Origin of the sequence: Micromonospora sp. NBC_00421 (assembly GCF_036017915.1) — a bacterium.
Taxonomy (GTDB): Bacteria; Actinomycetota; Actinomycetes; order Mycobacteriales; family Micromonosporaceae; genus Micromonospora.
The window spans coordinates 6,118,501-6,137,022 of the sequence record NZ_CP107929.1 but is presented as its reverse complement, the minus strand read 5'-3'; the positions used below and the strand labels follow the sequence as shown (position 1 = coordinate 6,137,022).

Annotated in this window: 18 protein-coding genes; 8 read left to right on the top strand and 10 right to left on the bottom strand. The window is 72.1% G+C overall.

Annotated features, from left to right (window positions below; all coding sequences use genetic code 11):
• Positions 1-81: 81 nt before the first annotated feature.
• Positions 82-1,065 carry an ArsR/SmtB family transcription factor gene (locus OHQ87_RS26240; RefSeq protein WP_328342141.1) on the bottom strand — a complete coding sequence of 328 codons (984 nt, stop codon included), beginning with the start codon at positions 1,063-1,065 and terminating at the stop codon, positions 82-84.
• A 190-nt stretch (positions 1,066-1,255) separates the two neighbouring features.
• On the opposite strand from OHQ87_RS26240, the gene OHQ87_RS26235 reads away from it, so the two are divergent.
• Both OHQ87_RS26235 and OHQ87_RS26230 read left to right on the top strand, forming a co-directional pair.
• Positions 1,256-1,843, top strand: coding sequence for a hypothetical protein (locus tag OHQ87_RS26235; protein ID WP_328342139.1), 588 nt, complete (start codon positions 1,256-1,258; stop codon positions 1,841-1,843).
• Positions 1,844-2,043: 200 nt separating this feature from the next.
• Complete coding sequence (locus OHQ87_RS26230; protein WP_328342137.1) at positions 2,044-2,490, top strand: hypothetical protein; 447 nt, start codon at positions 2,044-2,046, stop codon at positions 2,488-2,490.
• Between the two features lie 4 nt (positions 2,491-2,494).
• Here OHQ87_RS26230 and OHQ87_RS26225 read toward each other — a convergent pair whose 3' ends face one another.
• The 4 genes from OHQ87_RS26225 to OHQ87_RS26210 form a co-directional block, all read right to left on the bottom strand.
• Positions 2,495-3,016, bottom strand: coding sequence for an SRPBCC family protein (locus OHQ87_RS26225; RefSeq protein ID WP_328342135.1), 522 nt, complete (start codon positions 3,014-3,016; stop codon positions 2,495-2,497).
• Positions 3,017-3,391: 375 nt separating this feature from the next.
• Positions 3,392-3,868: a hypothetical protein gene (locus OHQ87_RS26220; RefSeq protein ID WP_328342133.1), complete on the bottom strand. Its 477-nt coding sequence runs from the start codon at positions 3,866-3,868 to the stop codon at positions 3,392-3,394.
• 241 nt (positions 3,869-4,109) lie between these two features.
• On the bottom strand, positions 4,110-4,568 hold the full coding sequence (locus tag OHQ87_RS26215; RefSeq protein WP_328342131.1) for a lamin tail domain-containing protein: 459 nt from the start codon (positions 4,566-4,568) through the stop codon (positions 4,110-4,112).
• 153 nt (positions 4,569-4,721) lie between these two features.
• Positions 4,722-5,426, bottom strand: a complete 705-nt coding sequence (locus OHQ87_RS26210) for a histone deacetylase (protein ID WP_328342129.1) — start codon at positions 5,424-5,426, stop codon at positions 4,722-4,724.
• A 175-nt stretch (positions 5,427-5,601) separates the two neighbouring features.
• Between OHQ87_RS26210 and OHQ87_RS26205 the strand changes: the two genes are divergently transcribed.
• Entirely contained in the window at positions 5,602-6,978 is a 1,377-nt protein-coding gene (locus tag OHQ87_RS26205; RefSeq protein ID WP_442930858.1) for a diguanylate cyclase, read from the top strand.
• A gap of 252 nt (positions 6,979-7,230) precedes the next feature.
• Here the strand turns inward: OHQ87_RS26205 and OHQ87_RS26200 are convergent, their stop codons facing one another.
• Both OHQ87_RS26200 and OHQ87_RS26195 read right to left on the bottom strand, forming a co-directional pair.
• Positions 7,231-8,298 (bottom strand): aspartate-semialdehyde dehydrogenase, encoded by a 1,068-nt coding sequence (locus OHQ87_RS26200; protein WP_328342126.1) that lies wholly within the window; start codon positions 8,296-8,298, stop codon positions 7,231-7,233.
• A 4-nt stretch (positions 8,299-8,302) separates the two neighbouring features.
• Positions 8,303-9,568: an aspartate kinase gene (locus tag OHQ87_RS26195; RefSeq protein WP_145922160.1), complete on the bottom strand. Its 1,266-nt coding sequence runs from the start codon at positions 9,566-9,568 to the stop codon at positions 8,303-8,305.
• 245 nt (positions 9,569-9,813) lie between these two features.
• Between OHQ87_RS26195 and OHQ87_RS26190 the strand changes: the two genes are divergently transcribed.
• The 3 genes from OHQ87_RS26190 to leuA all read left to right on the top strand — a co-directional run bounded on the left by OHQ87_RS26190 (position 9,814) and on the right by leuA (position 13,270).
• A complete protein-coding gene (locus OHQ87_RS26190; RefSeq protein ID WP_328342120.1) occupies positions 9,814-10,638 on the top strand; it encodes a hypothetical protein in 825 nt (274 codons plus the stop codon).
• Positions 10,639-10,722: 84 nt separating this feature from the next.
• Entirely contained in the window at positions 10,723-11,253 is a 531-nt protein-coding gene (locus OHQ87_RS26185) for a nitroreductase family protein (protein WP_328342118.1), read from the top strand.
• A 265-nt stretch (positions 11,254-11,518) separates the two neighbouring features.
• Positions 11,519-13,270 carry a 2-isopropylmalate synthase gene (leuA, locus tag OHQ87_RS26180; protein ID WP_328342116.1) on the top strand — a complete coding sequence of 584 codons (1,752 nt, stop codon included), beginning with the start codon at positions 11,519-11,521 and terminating at the stop codon, positions 13,268-13,270.
• Between the two features lie 92 nt (positions 13,271-13,362).
• On the opposite strand, the gene OHQ87_RS26175 is transcribed toward leuA, so the two are convergent.
• Entirely contained in the window at positions 13,363-14,826 is a 1,464-nt protein-coding gene (locus OHQ87_RS26175; protein WP_328342114.1) for an MFS transporter, read from the bottom strand.
• A 107-nt stretch (positions 14,827-14,933) separates the two neighbouring features.
• Between OHQ87_RS26175 and OHQ87_RS26170 the strand changes: the two genes are divergently transcribed.
• Positions 14,934-15,593, top strand: a complete 660-nt coding sequence (locus OHQ87_RS26170) for an HNH endonuclease family protein (RefSeq protein ID WP_328342112.1) — start codon at positions 14,934-14,936, stop codon at positions 15,591-15,593.
• On the top strand, positions 15,575-16,066 hold the full coding sequence (locus tag OHQ87_RS26165; protein ID WP_442930604.1) for a hypothetical protein: 492 nt from the start codon (positions 15,575-15,577) through the stop codon (positions 16,064-16,066). The genes OHQ87_RS26170 and OHQ87_RS26165 overlap by 19 nt, the downstream gene beginning before the upstream one ends.
• A 133-nt stretch (positions 16,067-16,199) precedes the next feature.
• On the opposite strand, the gene OHQ87_RS26160 is transcribed toward OHQ87_RS26165, so the two are convergent.
• Both OHQ87_RS26160 and OHQ87_RS26155 read right to left on the bottom strand, forming a co-directional pair.
• Complete coding sequence (locus tag OHQ87_RS26160; protein WP_442930603.1) at positions 16,200-17,354, bottom strand: ABC transporter ATP-binding protein; 1,155 nt, start codon at positions 17,352-17,354, stop codon at positions 16,200-16,202.
• The gene (locus tag OHQ87_RS26155; RefSeq protein WP_328342110.1) at positions 17,351-18,337 is read right to left on the bottom strand and encodes an ABC transporter ATP-binding protein; all 987 of its coding nucleotides are present in this window, start codon (positions 18,335-18,337) and stop codon (positions 17,351-17,353) included. Before OHQ87_RS26155 ends, OHQ87_RS26160 begins: the two co-directional genes overlap by 4 nt.
• Between the last annotated feature and the right edge of the window lie 185 nt (positions 18,338-18,522).

Sequence of the window (18,522 nt, the reverse complement as noted above, 5' to 3'; positions counted from 1 at the left end):
GCCCGTCAGGACCCTTTCACCGACGCTGGACCAGCTAACCGGGACCCCCGCCTCCAGACCGGCCAGCGTGCACACTTCCCATTACGACGACACGAGGAGGGACTGGCCGGTCGGGGTGAGGACGTGGAGGACGCTCTGCCGGCGGCGGGTGGTGGCGACGAGGCCGGCGGCGCGGAGTACGGTGGCGTGTTCGCTGGCGCTGCTCAGGCTGATGCGTGCGGCGGCGGCGAGTTCGCCCGTGGTGCAGCCGGGTTGGTGGGCGATGGCGTGCAGGACAGTGGCGCGGGTGCGGCCCAGCAGTGCGACCATCTGCCGGGGCACCGCCGCCGGAGCCGTTGGTGGGGGTACGCCGAGGGTGGGATACCCGTCGTGGTGGGCGGGATAGTTCAACCACGGTTGGGGTTCGGCGTCGCAGTTGACGCTGGGCATGCCAGAGCCGAACACGGTGGGGATCAACAGCAGTCCGCGGCCGTTGAGGTGCAGCTCGCCGGTGAGCCCGGTGTGGATCTCCAGGATGGGTGGGTTCCAGCGGATCTGCGGTGGACACAGGCTGCGTAGCAGGTGGTCGACCCCGTGATCGACCATATCCCGGGCCCGGGCGGCCCGGTCGACGGCCGCCTGGGCGGTCACCTGGTCCCAGTACGGGGCGACCAGCATGGCGTGCAGTTGACCGAGGGTGTCGGCAAGGCGTTCGAGGACCTGCGGGTCGTCGTCGAGTCGGCGTGCCCAGCCCGGCACTGGCCGTTCCTGGGCGAACTGGGTCATCTCCCGACGGATCACCGACCGGGGTGTGGACCGGATCTGCTCGATACACTCCTGGGCATCCCCGGGCCGTGCCGGGGACAGGAAGTCCGGCGCGTAGCCACGAGGCGGCGCCAGGTCGAAGACCAGACGGGCCTCGGCCGGCAGGCGCGGGACCACCCGACCCTTCCAGGGGACATGCCGCATCAGCGAGGGCTTCCACAACCCACGGACCATCCGCAGGGTCTCCATCAGAGGTGACGGCGACCCGATCACGCGGATGCGCCTCAGGTCCTCGGCGGTGAAGTGAATCCGGTAGACCATCCGTGGCCCTCCCAAACCAGGATCAGCACCAGCCCTCGAACAGAGGCGACGGTGGCACTTCGGCCAGAACCGAAACAAAGCGACTACGGGAACCCGGCAACCATACCGTGATGGCAGTCGATGCCCCTTCTTTTGGGCATTGATCCCTTTACCTCTCGGAAGGAGAGACATGGGAATCCGTCATGCCCTCATGGGCACCGTCCTCGGTGCGGCCTTCGTGGTCAGCGGAGTTGCCGCGCCGGCCGCCGCCGCACCGCCCCAGGTTCACCCACAGGCCAACATCGTGACCGAGGTCGGCCCTGCTTCCGCCCACCCGGGCTTCGCAGAGCAGGCCGGCACCGCCGGTCTGACTGTCGCTCAGGCGGAGGCGCTCCAGAGCCAGGTGGACTCCGCCCTGGCGCGTTCCGGTGGTACTCAGGTATCTCTCAACAAGATCGATCTGAACGGCACGGGCACGATCGTCCTGCCGCTCCCCGGCCAGGACCGGGCCCGTGAGGTGAGCGCGTCGGGCGAGGTAGGGGCGCTGTACACCTGCAGCTACTACCACTTCTGCGCGTTCAGCGGGACGTCCTACTCGGGCAGTGTCATCGACATGGTCTCCTGCCGTTCCTACTCCATTCCGTGGGGCGGCAACGGGTCGTGGAAGAACAACCAGTCCACCGGAACCCGAGCCAGGATGTACGGCAGTTCGGGCAGCTTGATCTACACCACGCCTGGCGCCTACTCGTCCGATTCGGTCGGCGACTGGACGCCGGTGTGGACCGTCCGACCTTGCTGACGGTGGTATTCCACCCCACCTGCCCGGACAGCGCGGATGGAGGATCGAGGGCCACGCGGTAAGCCTGCTCGACGGCAAGCCGCCCTGGCTCGGCCTGCCGGCCCTTCCGGGCCGGCAGGCCGCATGGTCGTCTACAACTGGGTGGGCGTATCTGCCGACCTGCTTGCCCCATCCGACCTGACCACCTTCGGAGGCCGCTCATGTCCACCACCGGGCCGGTCATGCTCGCGTTGCCGTTCCGGGGCAGCTGGCTGGTCCAGAACAGTCCCGCCCGGCGGGTGCCCAGCCACGGCACCGACCTCTTCGCCACCACGTACGCGATGGATTTCGTGGCGGTGCGGGGGCGACGGACGGCGACCGTCCGGGACTGGCGCACGCTGCTCGCGACCGAGCCGCCGCAGCGGTTCCTCGCCTTCGGGCAGCCGATTCTCGCCCCCGCCGCCGGTCGGGTGGTGTCCGCGCACGACGGCGAGGTGGACCACGAGGCCCGTCGGTCGCCGTCCGCGCTGCTGTCCTACGCCCTGACCCAGGCGGCCCGGGTCCGCCGGGGCGCGGGCGCCATCGCCGGCAACCACGTGATCGTCGAGCTGGCCGAGCGCCGGGGGCAGGGCGTTTCCGGCGAGGCGGAGGTGGTCGAGCCGTCGTGACGGGTCACCTGTCGACACCGGAGTCACCATCGGGACCGGCCTGGGCCACGCCCGGGGTGCCCACGCCGCGCCCCGAGCCGACCGAACCGCGCCACGCGCCGGTCTCCGCGCCCCGGGCCTCCAGGTAGGACCTGAACCGCTCGAGGTCCGCCTCGGCCTGCCGGGCCACCACGTGCAGCCGGTCCCCGGCCTTCTCGACCAGCCCGTCCGGCTCGTACTCCAGGCACAGCAGCACCCGGGTGCGGTCCGGGCCGATCCGCTGGAAGTAGACCGCCCCGGCGTTCGTGACGCCGTCGCTCGCGGCCCAGGCCACCTTCTCGTCAGGCACCTGTTCGAGCACCGTGGCGTCCCACTCGCGGCGCACCCCGGCGATCCGGGCGACCCAGTGCAACTGACGGTCGTCGAGCTGGCGGACCTCCTCGACGCCACCCATGAACCGGGGGAACTCCTCGAACTGGGTCCACTGGTTGTAGGCGATGCTGACCGGGACGCCGACCTCGATCGACCTCTCGACCCTGGTGGTCATGGCATTCCTCCTCACTCCGGTCGAGCCCGCTCGCCGGGAGGGAGCTGGTCCTCGGGATGCCACGTCCCCCGTACCCCCTGGGCAGCCGAGCCAACCGAGGCCCGCGCGGCGCGCGGCGGCCGTATGTCAGGCCGGCACCGACGACGGGTGGCCGAGTTCCGCAGCCGGCACGACCGAAAGGCGGTTGCCGACGTCGCACCCCGACGTTTTGATGCCGGTAACTGTCGGGGCGGACGCCCGGACGGTACTCGGGAGGACAGTCCTCGTTCCAGGTGGCCGCCACCTCCTGAGCGGTGGGAACGCAGCGGCGGGGAGCTCACCGGGCGACCGGTGACCTCCCCGCAGTCGTTGCGGGGCGGTGGGCCCGGGCCGCCGTCAGTCGTCGTGGCGCTCGGTGCGGGCGACCTCGGCGAACGCCGCCTCCAGGCAGCCGGCGAGCGGCACCCCGGTCGCCGCGAGCAGGTCGGTCACCAGCAGCGGGGCGTGGCGGGCGACGGCGGCCGGATCGGGCGGCGCGTCGTCGTCACCCGGGTCGTAGACACCGAGCGCCCCGGCCAGCAGCACCAGCACGGCGTGCGGATCGACGTCGGGTTGCCAGTGCGCGGCGGCCCGGACGCAGTGTTCCAGCACCTGCCGGACGTCGTCGCCGTCCAGCCCGTCGGGGTGGGCCTGTTCCAGCAGCAGTCGGACCACCCCGCCGAGGACCAGCCCGGCGCGGTCGGCACCGGCGAGCCGGAGCACCGCCCGGTCGTACGCGACGCCGTCGTGGGCCTGTGCGGCCTCCACCGCTTCGGTGGCGGCCACCGCGATCTCGCGGGCCGGGGCGGGTAGGTGTCGCCAGGTCACGGTCACCGGGCCAGCATGGCAGAACCGACAGGTACGCACCGACCGCCGGTCACCGGCCCAGGCCCCACCGGGCAGGACGGACCCGACCGGGGGCTGAGACGGGTCGACCGCCCCGGGGCGGGGCGGCGGCTCCCGGTGCGAGGAGTCGCCGCCACCTTCCCGGGGCGGTCGGACGGTGCCCGGCGGTCGCCCCTCTGCGCGCCGGTCACCGCGGATGCCCCCGTACGGCCGTCCTCCGGCTTGGTGATCAGCAGTTCGTGTAGCTGCCCCCGCTCCCCCACTTGCAGGAGTCGATCCCGGTGCCTGCGGAGTTGCGCAGGTAGGCGGTGTCCCCGGTGTTGTTCCACACGTAGTTCCCGGAGCCCCAGTACCGGTGGGTGGAGGTGTTGGTGCCCCTACCGGTGTGGATGTAGACGCTGGCGCCCTTGGCGAGCCGGAAGTCGCCGGAGAACGTGTAGACGTGGTTGGCCTTGTCGCGCAGCGTCCAGGATTTCAGGCTGAGCGTCGAGCCGCGCCGGTTGGTCAGCTTGACGTACTCGGCGTTCAGGCTCTTGTTGGAGCGGTCGTCCTTGCCCGGGGAGTCGTAGTAGACCTTCGTGATCTCCACTGCCGGCGCGGCGGCCCGGGCCGGCGCGGCGACGGTGAACGAGCCGCCGATGGCGACGGCGAGCGTCGCGGCGAATCCGACGAGTCTGTTGTGCTTCACGCGTACCCCCACAGGTTCACGGGCCGGCCTCGATCCGAGGCCCGCCACGGAAATTCGGCCGAGGCTATCCACACCGGCCCGTCGTCGTGGGCCGGAAGGGCGCCGCGCCGACAAACAGACCCGCCAGTCCCGGCAACGGGACCCTAATGGCGATCATGGGCGACGCGATCGGCCTGTCGGAGGCGTCCCTTCCACCGATCCACCCTCCCCCGCCGGGCGGAGCAGGGCGGCCAGTCGGGGCCGGGACCAGTGCCCGGCCACTCCCGGCCGGTCGGCCAGGTAGTCGACAGTCGCGGGCGGCGACCAGCCGTGCGCCTCCCGCAACCCGTCGGCGATCATCCGCAGGTAGACCGGGGCGGGCGGGGTCCACGCCACGTCGGCCGCCCGCCCCGGCGCGGTGAAGGTGAGCATCGGCAGCCCGTCGCGGGTGCCGACCCGCAGCAGGGTCTCGTAGCGGCCCGGCCCGAGGGTGGCCCGACCGGCGGCCACCGCCTCGTCGAGCGCGGGCAGGTCGGCACCGGGTGGCCGGTACATCTCCTGGGCGGCCAGGTCGGCGAACTGCGCCCGGCTGAGCAGGTAGCCCCTGGCCGCCGCGACCCCGGGCAGCTCCGGGTCGTAGAAGGCCATCCCGCCGGTCCAGGCCCGGGACTTCCCGGCGAAGTAGACGCCGCCGGGGATCCACACCGGCAGCGTCCGGCGCGGTGGTCGGCAGTCCCGACAGCCGGGGTACGACCGCAGCCCGCCGGGTGGGCGGCCCCCGGCGAGGTAGTAGCCGAGCCGGGCGGCGTGCAGGTTCGACCCGTAGGCGACGTACCAGAGCAGCTCCACCCCGCCCCCTTCCAAGACCGGAATCCACACGCTGGGTCCACAGCCTGTGGATGAAACATGTGTACGAACGAAGTGATCTTGACGCGGGTGGCCCGTGCGGCGCTGAGTACGCTAGATCGCAGCCCCCGGCACCCGCCGGGCCATTCTCACCTGGAAGAACGTGGATCACGAGCGAGTCGTCCGGGACGTCACGGTCCGCCTGTCGATGGCGTCGACCGCCACCGAGGCGTGCCACTGGACGGTGACCGCGCTCGCCCGGTACGTCCCCGCCACGGTCTCCGTCCTGCTCCAGGTGCACGACCGGCTCCGCTGCGTCGCCGCGACCGGCGCCTGGCAGGTCTTCTCCGCCGTCCCGCCGAAGTCGGGCATCGTCGGCCGGGTGTACGCCTCCGGCGTGGGCGCCACCGTCGACGACGTCACCGCCGACCCCGACTACCTGCCGCTACGCCCGGACGTCACCGCCGAGGTCTGCGTGCCGGTACGCGACCCGGCGGGCCGACCGGTAGGCGTGCTCGACCTCCAGTGGAGCGGGCCGGTGGACCTCACCCCCTGGCGGGAGGCCGCCGAGCGGCTCGCCGGGCTGCTCGGTGCCCGGATCACGGCGCTGGGCGGCCCGCCCGCCGAAAGTCGCAGCGAGAAACTGCTCCGGCACACCACCGCGATGACCTCCGCCCCCACCGACTGGGATTTGATGACCGTCGCGATCACCGCAGCCCGGGAAGTCTCCACCCTCTCCGCCGCCGTGCTGGTGCTCACCGGTCGACGCGGCCCCCGACTCGGTGCGCCCACCGGCACCCCGGGGGAGTTGGAGTCCCGGATCCGTGCCGAGTTGGCCGGGGCGTCGGCCGACCAGCTCGGCCGGCTCATCGTCCGGGCCCACCGGTACGGTGCGGCGTACACCCTGGGTGAGGTGGGGTGCCCGCCCACCGAGGAACATGTCGCGCTGGCCCGCGCCGGGGTACGCACCCTGGTGTCGGTGCCGGTCGGGCCACCGGACGGCGGCGGGGTGCTGCTGGTCGCCGACGGCCGGTTGCTGCGCCCCGACCCGACCACTGTCAACCTGATGGAGTTGCTCGCCGGACAGGCGTGGGGGGCGTCGGAGCGGCTGCGCACCCTGGCCCAGCTGCGGGAACAGGCCAGCCTCGACCCGCTCACCGGGCTGCGGCACACCGGCACGTTCGGCCGGCGGATCGCGGCGGCCACCCCCGGGCGTACCGCGCTGCTCGCCATCGACGTGGACGGCTTCAAGACGGTCAACGACACCTACGGTCACCAGGCCGGGGACCGACTGCTGGTGGGGCTGGCCCGCGCCCTGGAAGCGGCGCTACGGCACGGCGACGAGCTGTACCGCACCGGGGGCGACGAGTTCGTCGCGGTGATCGAGGTGGCCCACCCGGACGAGGCGGTCCGGATCGCCGAACGCCTCACCGAGGCGGCCCGCCGCACCGGCCGCACGATCAGCGTCGGAGTGGCCCTCCCCCACCCCGGCGAACCAGCCGACCGCACCCTGCACCGCGCCGACCAGGCCCTCTACGCCGCCAAGCACCAGGGCCGAGACACCGTCCACCTCTCCACCCCCTAACCCACCCCACCCCACTGCCCCACCCCGCGTCACCCCACCCCGCCCCGCCCCGCGTCGCGTCGCGTCGCGTCGCGTCGCGTCGATCATGGAGTCGTGGTGGGGGATTTGCCCCGTCCCGAGTCCTTTGAGAGCACCACAACTCCATGATCGACACCGGCAGGCGGCGCGGGGAGGGCAGGGAGTGGGCAGGGAAGGGCAGGGAAGGGGGGAGGGGGGAGGGGGGCCAGGGGCGGGGGCGGGGCAGGGGGTGGGTCAGGGGCGGGGGCGGGAGGGGGGTTTGACGACGAGTTCGGCGATCTGGGCGGTGTTGAGGGCGGCGCCCTTGCGGAGGTTGTCGCCGGTGACGAAGAGGTCGAGGGCACGGGGGTCGTCGACGGCCCGGCGGATGCGTCCGACCCAGGAGGGGTCGGTGCCGACCGCGTCGATCGGCATCGGGAACTCGCCGGCGGCCGGGTCGTCGACCAGGATCACGCCGGGAGCGTTGCGCAGTACCTCCCGGGCGCCTTCCGCGTCCACCTCGGTCGCGAAGACCGCGTGCACCGCGACCGAGTGGCCGGTCACCACCGGCACCCGTACGCAGGTGGCGGAGACCTTCAGGTCGGGCAGGTCGAGGATCTTGCGGGACTCGTTACGGACCTTCATCTCCTCGGAGGACCATCCGTGGTCGACGAGCGAGCCCGCCCAGGGCACCACGTTCAACGCCAGCGGCGCCGGGAAGGGGCCCAGGTCGTCGCCGACCGCCTGCCGGACGTCGCCGGGTCGGGAGCCGAGCACCCGGTCCCCGGCGATCTTGCCGAGTTGCAGGTGCAACGCGTCCACACCGGCCTGACCCGCCCCCGACACCGCCTGGTACGACGCGAGCACCAGCTCCCGCAGGCCGTACTCGCGGTGCAGCGGGGCGATCGCCACGATCATGGTCAGGGTGGTGCAGTTGGCGTTGGCGATGATCCCCTTCGGGCGGTGCCGCACCTGGTCCGGATTGATCTCGGGCACCACCAACGGGACGTCCCGGTCCATCCGGAACACGCCGGAGTTGTCGACGACCACCGCACCCCGGTCGACGGCGATCGGCGCCCAGTGCGCCGACACCTCGTCGGGCACGTCGAAGACCGCCACGTCGACGCCGTCGAACGCCTCCGGGGTGAGCGCGCCGACGGTCAGCTCCTCGCCCCGGCAACGCACCTTCCGCCCGACCGAGCGGGCCGAGGCGAGCAGCCGGATCTCGCCCCAGACGTTGCGCCGGGCGGAGAGCAGGTCGCACAGCACGGTGCCGACAGCCCCCGTCGCCCCGACCACGGCCAGGGTGGGCTGCGGTGCCACCGGGCTACCGCCCTGTTCCCGCGTACACCACGGCTTCGGAGTCGCCGCCCAACTCGAACTGGTCGTGGATGGCCCGGACCGCCCGGTCGAGGTCAGTGTCCCGGCAGACCACGGAGACCCGGATCTCCGAGGTGGAGATCATCTCGATGTTGACGCCGGCCGCGCCGAGGGCGGCGAAGAACCCGGCCGCGACGCCCGGGTGCGAGCGCATGCCCGCGCCGATCAGCGACACCTTGCCGACGTGGTCGTCGTAGAGCAGACCCTTGAACTTGACCGGCTCCTGGATCTTGCTGAGCGCTGCCATCGCCGTCGGCCCGTCGGCCTTGGGCAGGGTGAACGAGATGTCCGTGCGGCCGGTCCCCTCGGTGGAGACGTTCTGCACGATCATGTCGATGTTGATCTCGGCACCGGCCACGGTGTCGAAGATGCTGGCGGCGGCGCCCGGCTCGTCGGGCACCCCCACGATCGTGATCTTCGCTTCACTGCGGTCGTGGGCAACCCCGGTGATCAGCGCCTGTTCCACGGGAAGGTCCTCCATCGATCCGGTGACCATGGTGCCGGTGTTGGTCGAGTATGACGAACGGACGTGGATCGGCAACCCCGCGCGGCGGGCGTACTCGACGCTGCGCAGGTGCAGCACCTTGGCGCCGCAGGCGGCCAGCTCCAGCATCTCCTCGTAGGTGATGTGCCTGATGTGCCGGGCGTTGGGCACGATCCGTGGGTCGGCGGTGAAGATGCCGTCCACGTCGGTGTAGATCTCGCAGACGTCGGCGTGCAGCGCGGCGGCGAGCGCCACGGCGGTGGTGTCCGAGCCGCCCCGGCCCAGGGTGGTGACGTCCTTGGTGTCCTGCGAGACGCCCTGGAAGCCGGCCACGATCACCACCGCGCCCTCGTCGAGCGCGCCCTTGAGCCGCCCCGGGGTGACGTCGATGATCCGCGCCCGGCCGTGTGCCGAGGTGGTGATCACGCCGGCCTGCGAACCGGTGAACGAGCGGGCTTCGTACCCCAGGTTGTGGATGGCCATGGCGAGCAGCGCCATCGAGATCCGCTCCCCGGCGGTGAGCAGCATGTCCAGCTCACGGCCCGGTGGCAGGGGGCTGACCTGGTTGGCCAGGTCGAGCAGTTCGTCGGTGGTGTCGCCCATCGCGGAGACCACCACCACCACGTCGTCGCCGGCCTTGCGGGCGGCGACGATCCGTTCGGCCACCCGCTTGATCCGCTCGGCGTTGGCGACGGAGGACCCGCCGTACTTCTGCACCACGAGTGCCACGACGGCGCACTCCCTCCCAGCGACGACCCTGAGCGTGCCGACGCCGCCGGCTGATGTCCGGCGGCGCGTGTCAGACCACCCCAGGGTATCGGGCGGTACGCGAGTGCGGGTCAGGTGATCCCACCATCCGGCGCAGGTCGCCGATCCGGACAGGCATTCCCCGCGGTGCCGGACCCGACACGCCGGCCCCGGTACCGGTTCTCTGCGGGGCGGTGGTGGACGGCCACCCGGCGCAGAATGACCCGGTGCATGCCCACCCCCGCGCGGCCCGCCGGCCGATCGGCGTTCCCGCCCCGTTCCGGCCGGCGCCGCCGGCCCGGTTGGTCCTGCTGGTGCTGCTCGCGCCGCTGGTGCTGCTGGCCGGCTGCACCGCCGACGACCCGCCCGCGCCATCGACCGGGCCGCCCTCCGATCCGGCACCCGCCCCGGCGGACACCGCCCGGGACGCGCTGGCCGCGTTGGCGGCCGCCGCCCGGGACCGGCACCTGACCGCCCGGTACACCCTGTCCGGCACCGACGGACCGGCCCGCGACATCACGGTGGTCAGCGCGAACGACGGCAGTTGGCGGGTGGACGTGCCGGGGGGTGCCCTCGGTGGGACGGCCGACGTCGCGCTCGCCGCCACCCCGGACGGGCTCTTCCAGTGCGGCCTGCCCTCGGCCGGCCGTCCCGACCCGGCGAGCTGCGTACGGCTGGGCGACCGGGACGCCACGGTGCCGCGCCAGCTGGACCCCCGGGTGCAGCACCCGTTCACCGACTGGCTGGAGGTGCTCACCGACCGGCGTACCGCGCTGTCGGTCTCCGCCGCAGCCGCGCCGCCCGGGGTGCCGGGCAGCTGCTACGCCGTGGAGAGCACCGCCGCCTCGCTGAACCCGCCGCTGGACGTGGGCATCTACTGCTACCAGCCGGACGGCACGCCCACCTTCGTGCGGGCGGCACTGGGCACGTTGACCCTGGCCGGTCCGCCCGGCCCGGCCCCCGACACGGTGCCGCTGGCCGGGCCGGTGGTGAGCGGCGAGCCGCTGGGGCAGCAGGCGGCGTCGGCCTCGCCGAGCGAGGCAACGTCCTGAGCCGAGCGGGCGTTACGGGTGCTCTTGACCACATTTGAGCAGGGGGAATAATCGGTCATAACACCCATGTAGGATTCTTCACCCATGGCTGACCTCACCTCGCTGCTCGCCTTCCGCTGGAGCCCCCGGGCGTTCCATCCGACCGCCGAACTGGCCGGCGACGAGGCCGCATCCCTGCTGGAGGCGGCCCGCTGGGCCCCGTCGGCAGGCAACGTCCAGCCGTGGCGGTTCGCCCTCGGCCGCCGCGACGACGAGACGTGGAAACGGATTCTGGTCAGCCTCACCGTTGCCGACCAGCACTGGGCCCGGCACGCCGCCGCGCTGGTGGTGGGCGCGTACACCGGAGCCGACCCGGAGCGGTGCGGGTACGACCTGGGCCAGTCGATCGCACACCTGACCGTCCAGGCCACAGCGCTCGGCCTGCACGTGCACCAGATCCGCGGCTTCGACCGGGCCGCGCTCGCCGCCGACCTGGACCTGTCGCCGGAGATCCGCCCACTGGTGGTGACCGCCGTGGGGCGACTCGGCGACCCGTTCGTCCTGCCCGAGGAGCTGCTGCGGCGGGAGACCGCGCTGCGGCACCGGCGCCCGGTCCACGCCCTGCTGCTCTGCTGACCGGTGGGTGCGATTCCCATCTCAGAGTCCGGACCCGCCTTCCCACCCCCCGTCTCATCACGTAGGGTCACTCTGTCATGTGGCGGGCGTACCTTCTCCTTGGTCGCCGCGACGGGGCCTGACCAGGCCGGCACCCCGTCGCGGAGTCGAACCGCGCCGTCCAGCAGATCCGAACTTCCTCTCGGCAACCGTCCGGGCATCGTCGCCCGCACCCGCCGACACCTTTCGAATGCTGACGCCACCTGACCCACGGGAGCACTCCGTCATGGCTCAACCTGTCACCGACACCGAGACCGACCGGATCGCCCGGCAACGTCCCAGCCGGATGCCGTACCAGCGCTACCAGCCTTACCACGAGCAGTTCCGGATCGACCTGCCGGACCGCACCTGGCCGACCCGGCACGTCGAGGTCGCGCCCCGCTGGTGCGCGGTCGACCTGCGCGACGGCAACCAGGCCCTGATCGACCCGATGTCCCCCGAGCGCAAGCGCCGGATGTTCCAGCTGCTGGTGCAGATGGGCTACAAGGAGATCGAGGTCGGCTTCCCGTCGGCCAGCCAGACCGACTTCGACTTCGTCCGGCAGCTCATCGAGCAGGACCTGATCCCCGAAGACGTCACCATCCAGGTGCTCACCCAGTGCCGGGAGCACCTGATCGAGCGGACCTTCGAGTCGCTGCGCGGTGCGCGCCGGGCCATCGTGCACTTCTACAACTCCACCTCCACCCTCCAGCGTCGGGTGGTCTTCGGGCTGGACCGCGACGGCATCGCCGACATCGCCACCCAGGGCGCCCGGCTGTGCCGCAAGTACGCCGAGATCCACACCCCGGACACCGACGTCTACTACGAGTACTCGCCCGAGTCGTACACCGGCACGGAGCTGGACTACGCGGTGGAGGTGTGCGCCAAGGTCATCGAGGTGATCGACCCGACCCCGGACCGGAAGCTGATCATCAACCTGCCGGCCACCGTCGAGATGGCCACCCCCAACGTCTATGCCGACTCGATCGAGTGGATGCACCGGCACCTGCCCCGCCGGGACAGCCTGGTGCTGAGCCTGCACCCGCACAACGACCGGGGCACGGGGGTGGCCGCCGCCGAGCTGGGCCTGCTGGCCGGGGCCGACCGGATCGAGGGCTGCCTGTTCGGCAACGGTGAGCGCACCGGCAACGTCGACCTGGTCACCCTGGGCCTCAACCTCTTCTCCCAGGGCATCGACCCGATGATCGACTTCTCGAACATCGACGAGGTCAAGCGGGCCGTCGAGTACTGCAACCAACTGCCCGTGCACGAGCGCCACCCCTACGCCGGTGACCTCGTCTACACCGCCTTCTCCGGCTCCCACCAGGACGCCATCAAGAAGGGCTTCGACGCACTGGCCAGGGACGCCGAGGCGGCCGGGGTGCCGATCGACGAGTTTACCTGGGGGGTGCCCTACCTGCCTGTCGACCCGAAGGACCTGGGCCGCACCTACGAGGCGGTCATCCGGGTCAACTCGCAGTCCGGCAAGGGCGGCGTGGCCTACATCATGAAGTCCGAGCACCAGCTGGACCTGCCGCGCCGGCTCCAGATCGAGTTCTCCGGCGTCGTCCAGCAGGTCACCGACGACGACGGTGGCGAGGTCGAGCCGGGCACCATGTGGCAGATCTTCGCCCGCAACTACCTGGTCGACCACCAGGTAGACCCGGCCCTCACGCTGACCGGCTACACGATCGGCACCGTCGACGGCAAGGTCGAGATCGAGGCCCAGGTGGTCGTGGACGGCGCGGCGCGCACCCTCACCGCCGTCGGCAACGGCCCCATCGACGCGTACGTCAACGCGCTCCAGTCGGTGGGCGTGGCGGTACGCGTGCTGGACTACCACGAGCACGCGCTCTCCTCCGGCGGCGACGCCCAGGCCGCCGCCTACGTGGAGTGCGACATCAACGGCCAGACGGTCTGGGGCGTCGGCACCGACCCCAACATCGTCACCGCCTCCATCAAGGCCGTCACCAGCGCCACCAACCGCATTCAGCACTGATCGCACGACCCGGGGCTCGTGGTCGTCGCCGGACGATCCCGGATCACGACCACGAGCCCCGGGCCCACCGCCGGCCCGGGGCGGGTCCTCGACTACGCGCGCCGGGGCGACCGCCCGGCCCGACCCGGCGCGCGGTCCGGGGACGGCGGGCGGTGGACCAGCAGTGCGGCCAGCAGCGCGCCGACGAGCAACAGCCCGGCGCACCAGGTCATTGCGCCCCGGAACGCGTCGGTGAGGGCGGTGGCCTGCTCGTAGCCGGTGCCGGAGAGGCCGACCAGCAGCGGCAGCGCGGCCACCGCGAGCAGACCGCCGGTGCGGGACGCGGCGTTGTTGAAACCGCTGGCCACCCCGGCGAACCGGTCCGCCACGGCGGCCAGCACCGACGCGGTCAACGGCGCGACCACCAGGGTCAGCCCGATCCCGAAGAGCAGCACCCCGGGCAGCACGTCCCACCAGTACGACGCACCCGGCCCGACCCGGCGCAGCAGCAACAGGCCACCGGCAGCCGCGATCGGGCCGACGGTCAACAGCAGCCGGGGGCCGATCCGCGCCGACAGCGCCCCGGCCCGCGCCGAGCCGAGCAGCAACAGCACCGTCATCGGCACGGTGGCCAACCCGGTCCGCAGCGCCGACCAGCCGACGACGTTCTGCAGGTAGACGGAGAGGAAGAAGGTGAACCCGCTCAGCGCGGCGTAGACCAGCACGGTGAAGACGTTCAGCACCGAGAAGAGCCGGCTGCCGAAGATCGTGGTGGGCAGCATCGCCCCCTCGCCCCGGTGCCGTTCCAGCAGCACGAAGGAGACCGCGGCGAGGACACCGACGCCGGCGGCGAGCAGCACCGACCAGGAGCCGACCCCGCGTACCGGGGCGTCGATCAGGGCGTAGGTGAGCCCACCCAGGGCCAGCGCGCCGAGCAGCGCCCCGGCGATGTCGAACCGCCGGCCGGCGCTGCGGGAGACGTTCTCGTCCCGGCTCTCCGGCACCCAGCGCACCGCCGCCAGCAACACGCCGAGCGCGAGCGGCAGGTTGATGAAGAAGATCCACCGCCAGGAGAGCGCGTCGATCAGCCAGCCGCCGACGAACGGCCCGAGCGCGGTGGACACGCCGGACAGCCCGGACCAGGTGCCGATCGCCCGGCCCCGGTCGTCCGGGTGGAAGCTGGCCTGGAGCACCGACAGCGAGCCGGGGGTGAGCAGGGCCCCACCCGCGCCCTGGAGGAACCTCGCAGCGATCAACTGGTTGGTGTCCTGGGCGAGCCCGCACAGCACCGAGGCGACCGCGAACCACACCACCCCGATCAGGAAGATCCGCCGCCGGCCGAACCGGTCCCCCAGCGACCCGCCGAGCAGGACGAAGGCCGCCAGCATCAGGGCGTACCCGTTGACCGTCCACTGCAGACCGGCGACGGTGGCGTCGAGCTCTGCGCCGAGCCGGGGCAGGGCCACGTTGACCACGGTGCTGTCCAGGAACACCATGCCCGAGGCGAGGATCGCGGCGAGCAGCGTCCCCCGTCCGGCGGTGGTGCGGATGCGGAGCGCGTGAGCCGGTGCCGTCATGGGTACCAATCTGCACGCCGGCGACCGGAGACGCCACGAAACGCGGAAACCGTGCTTGGGTACTGTGCGGGATCGCCGGAAGCCCGCAAGCTGGAGAGGTGTCGTCTGTGCGTACCAGATCAGGAGGCCGCGCGGCGGTGGCGGCGGCCCTTGCCGCGCTGCTCGCCCTCGGCGTGGGCGGTTGTGACGTCTCGGTGGACGAACCGGAGGCGCCTCCCGCGAGCTCCGGCAACGTCGGTGAACAACTCTCGGAGCTGACCGTCGCCGAGGCCGGGTCGATGAAGGGCTACAGCCGGAACCGCTTCCCGCACTGGCGGGACACCGGCAAGAACTGCGACGTCCGGGACAGCGTGCTCCAGCGGGACGGCAAGGACATCCGTCTCTCCGGCTGCAACGTCGTCGGCGGGCGGTGGGAGAGCGTCTACGACGGGCGGACCTTCACCGACCCCTCCGACGTGGACATCGACCACATGGTGCCGCTGGCCAACGCGTGGCGCTCCGGCGCCGACGAGTGGGACGACGCCAAGCGTGGTGACTTCGCAAACGACCTGACCAGGCCGCAGCTCTTCGCGGTCTCCGCCAGCTCCAACCGGTCCAAGGGTGACCAGGACCCGTCGCAGTGGAAACCGCCGAACCGCGCCTACTGGTGCACGTACGCGGAACACTGGGTAGAGGTCAAGCACCACTGGCGGTTGACGGTGACCAGCGCCGAGAAGGCCGCCATAAGTGACATGTTGGGGGGCTGCACATGGGCGGGCAAGCGTTGACACCGGCCGATCCGGGCGGTACCGACGCCGGGACCGACCCGACCGGGTCGGCGTCAGGCGGGCCGGCAGCCGACGGGGCCGGGGTGGACAGGGCCGCCGGGGTGGACAGGGCCGCACCGGCGGACGGGGCGGCCACCGCCGGGATGACCGCCGACGGTCGGCCCGCCGCGTCGGCCGAGCTGCCCGGCGCGGGGATGACCGCTGACGCCGGCGGCACCGGTACGCCCCGTGAACTGACCTCCGACCTGGTCGCCGGCCCCGGCGGGGTGATGACCGACGAGGTCGGTGTGGTGACCGGTGAGCTGACCCTGAAGACCCGGTACGCCGACGGCCAGGTCACCCTGACCGTCCAGTACAAGGACGCCGACGAGTGGTACGCGGTGACCGGCGGAACCGCCAAGCTGGCCGACCCGGCCGACCTGGACGCCGTGCACACCGTGGCGGTCGCCCTGTTGCACCGCCCCGAGGGCTGAACCCGCCGCCGCAACGGTCCGGGCGGGTGGTCCCGGGCGGTCACCGCCGCTGCGGCCACACGGCCGACCGATCGACAGAGTGCGTGACGAGGGCCCCTTCCCGGGATCTTGGGAAGGGGCCCTCGTCAGCTGCTCACTGGGTGGGAATCAGCTCACCGGTGTCACCCGGTGCCCCGTCGTCGGGCCGGACCAGTTCCGGCTCCACCTCGTGCGGGCGGAGCCGCCCGGCGGCGATGTCCTCGGCGAAGTGGCAGGCCACCCGGTGTCCGCCGACGACGTCACGCAGCGCCGGACGCTCGTCGGCGCAGCGGGTCGGCTGCGCCCACGGGCACCGGGTGTGGAACCGGCAGCCGGGCGGCGGGTTGGTCGGCGAGGGCAGGTCACCGGCGAGCAGGATCCGCTCCCGCCGGTCCTCCACCAGCGGGTCCGGCACCGGCACCGCCGACATCAACGCCTTGGTGTACGGGTGCATCGGCTCCCGGTAGAGGTCGTCGCTGGACGCCTCCTCCACCAGCCCGCCCAGGTACATCACCCCGACCGTGTCGGCGATGTGCCGGACCACCGCCAGGTCGTGCGCGATGATCAGATATGTCAACCCGCGCTCGTTCTGGAGGTCCTCCAGCAGGTTGAGCACCTGGGCCTGGATCGACACGTCCAGGGCGGAGACCGGTTCGTCGGCGACGATCAGGTCCGGGTCGAGCACCAGCGCGCGGGCGATACCGATCCGCTGCCGCTGCCCGCCGGAGAACTCGTGCGGGTACCTGCTCAGCGCCGAGGCCGGCAGGCCGACCGCCTTCAGGGTGTCGCGGAGCCGCTTGTTGGTCGCCTCCCGGTCGTCGGCCAACCCGTGTGCCTTGAGCCCCTCCACCAGCAGCGACTCCACCGACTGCCGGGGATCCAGGCTGGACAGCGGGTCCTGGAAGATCATCTGCATCCGGCGGCGGGCCTTGCGCAGCGACTCGCCCTTGAGCGCGCGGACGTCGGTGCCGTCGAAGACGATCTCGCCTTCGGTCGGCTCGACCAGCCGTAGCAGGCCCCGACCGAGCGTCGACTTGCCGCACCCCGACTCGCCGACCAGCCCGTACGTCTCACCCGCGTTGATCGACAACGAGACACCGTCGACCGCGTAGACGTAGCCGACGGTACGGTCGAAGAGCAGGCCGCTCTTGATCGGGAAGTGCACCTTGACGTCGCGCAGCTCGATCAGGGGCCGCTCCCGCCCGGTCGCGGCGTCGTCCGTTCCTCTCGGCTCGGTCACGGCGTCCTCAGGTCCGGTCCGTTCGGTCACGGCACCGCCACCTCCTCCGAAACGGGGTTGTTGCATCGCAGGTCGCCGCCGGAGGCGGTGGGCTCCAACGGTGGCGGGCCGTCCAGGCAGGCGTCCACCACGTTGTCGCAGCGGGGGGCGAAGGCACAGCCCTCGACCCACGGGATGTTGTCGGCCACCGAGCCACGGATCGCATGCAGCCGCTCACCCCGCACCGAGTCGAGCCGGGGCACCGAGCTGAGCAACCCGTGCGTGTACGGGTGCCGGGGCCTGGCGAACAGCTCGTGCCGGGCGGCCCGCTCCACCACCTTGCCGCCGTAGAGCACGTTGACCGTGTCGCAGAGGCCCGCCACCACCCCGAGATCGTGAGTGATCATGATGAGCGCGGTGCCGGTCTCGTCGACCAGTTGCTTGAGCAGGGTGAGGATCTGCGCCTGGATGGTGACGTCCAGCGCGGTGGTCGGCTCGTCCGCGATCAGCAGCCGGGGCTTGCAGGCCAGCGCGATGGCGATCAGGGCGCGCTGCCGCATGCCGCCGGAGATCTGGTGCGGGAACTCCGTCAGCCGACGGTCCGGGTCCGGGATGCCGACCGCCTCGAGCAACTCCCGGGCCTCCCGCAGCGCCTTGCGGCGGTCCATCCCCCGGTGCCGCTCCAGCACCTCGGCGACCTGCACCCCGATCGGGATGACCGGGTTCAGCGAGGAGAGCGGGTCCTGGAAGATCATGCCGATGTCCCGGCCGCGCCGGTCCCGCAGGTCGTCCGGGCGGAGCCTGAGCAGGTCGGTGCCCTCGAAGAGCACCTCGCCGGCGACCCGGTTGCCCCGCTTCGGGAGCAGTCCCATGATCGCCAGGCTGGTCACGCTCTTGCCACAGCCGGACTCACCGACCAGACCGACCGTCTGCCCCGGCTCCACGGTGAAACTGACCTGGTCGACCGCCGTGAACGGCCGCTCGCCCCGGCGCTGGAACACCACGCTCAGATCGCGTACGTCGAGCAGGCTCATCGGGTCACTTCCTCACTGTGCTGGTCGTTCGCTCCCGACTGCGGTCGCCGGCCCACCCGGTGCCCACCCGGCCCGGGGCCGCCGACCACCCCGTCCCGCCGTACCGCCGGCTCTCCGGGCCACACACCGACCTGCCGCGTCGCCGGTCGACCGGACACACCGACCTGCCGCGTCGCCGGTCGACC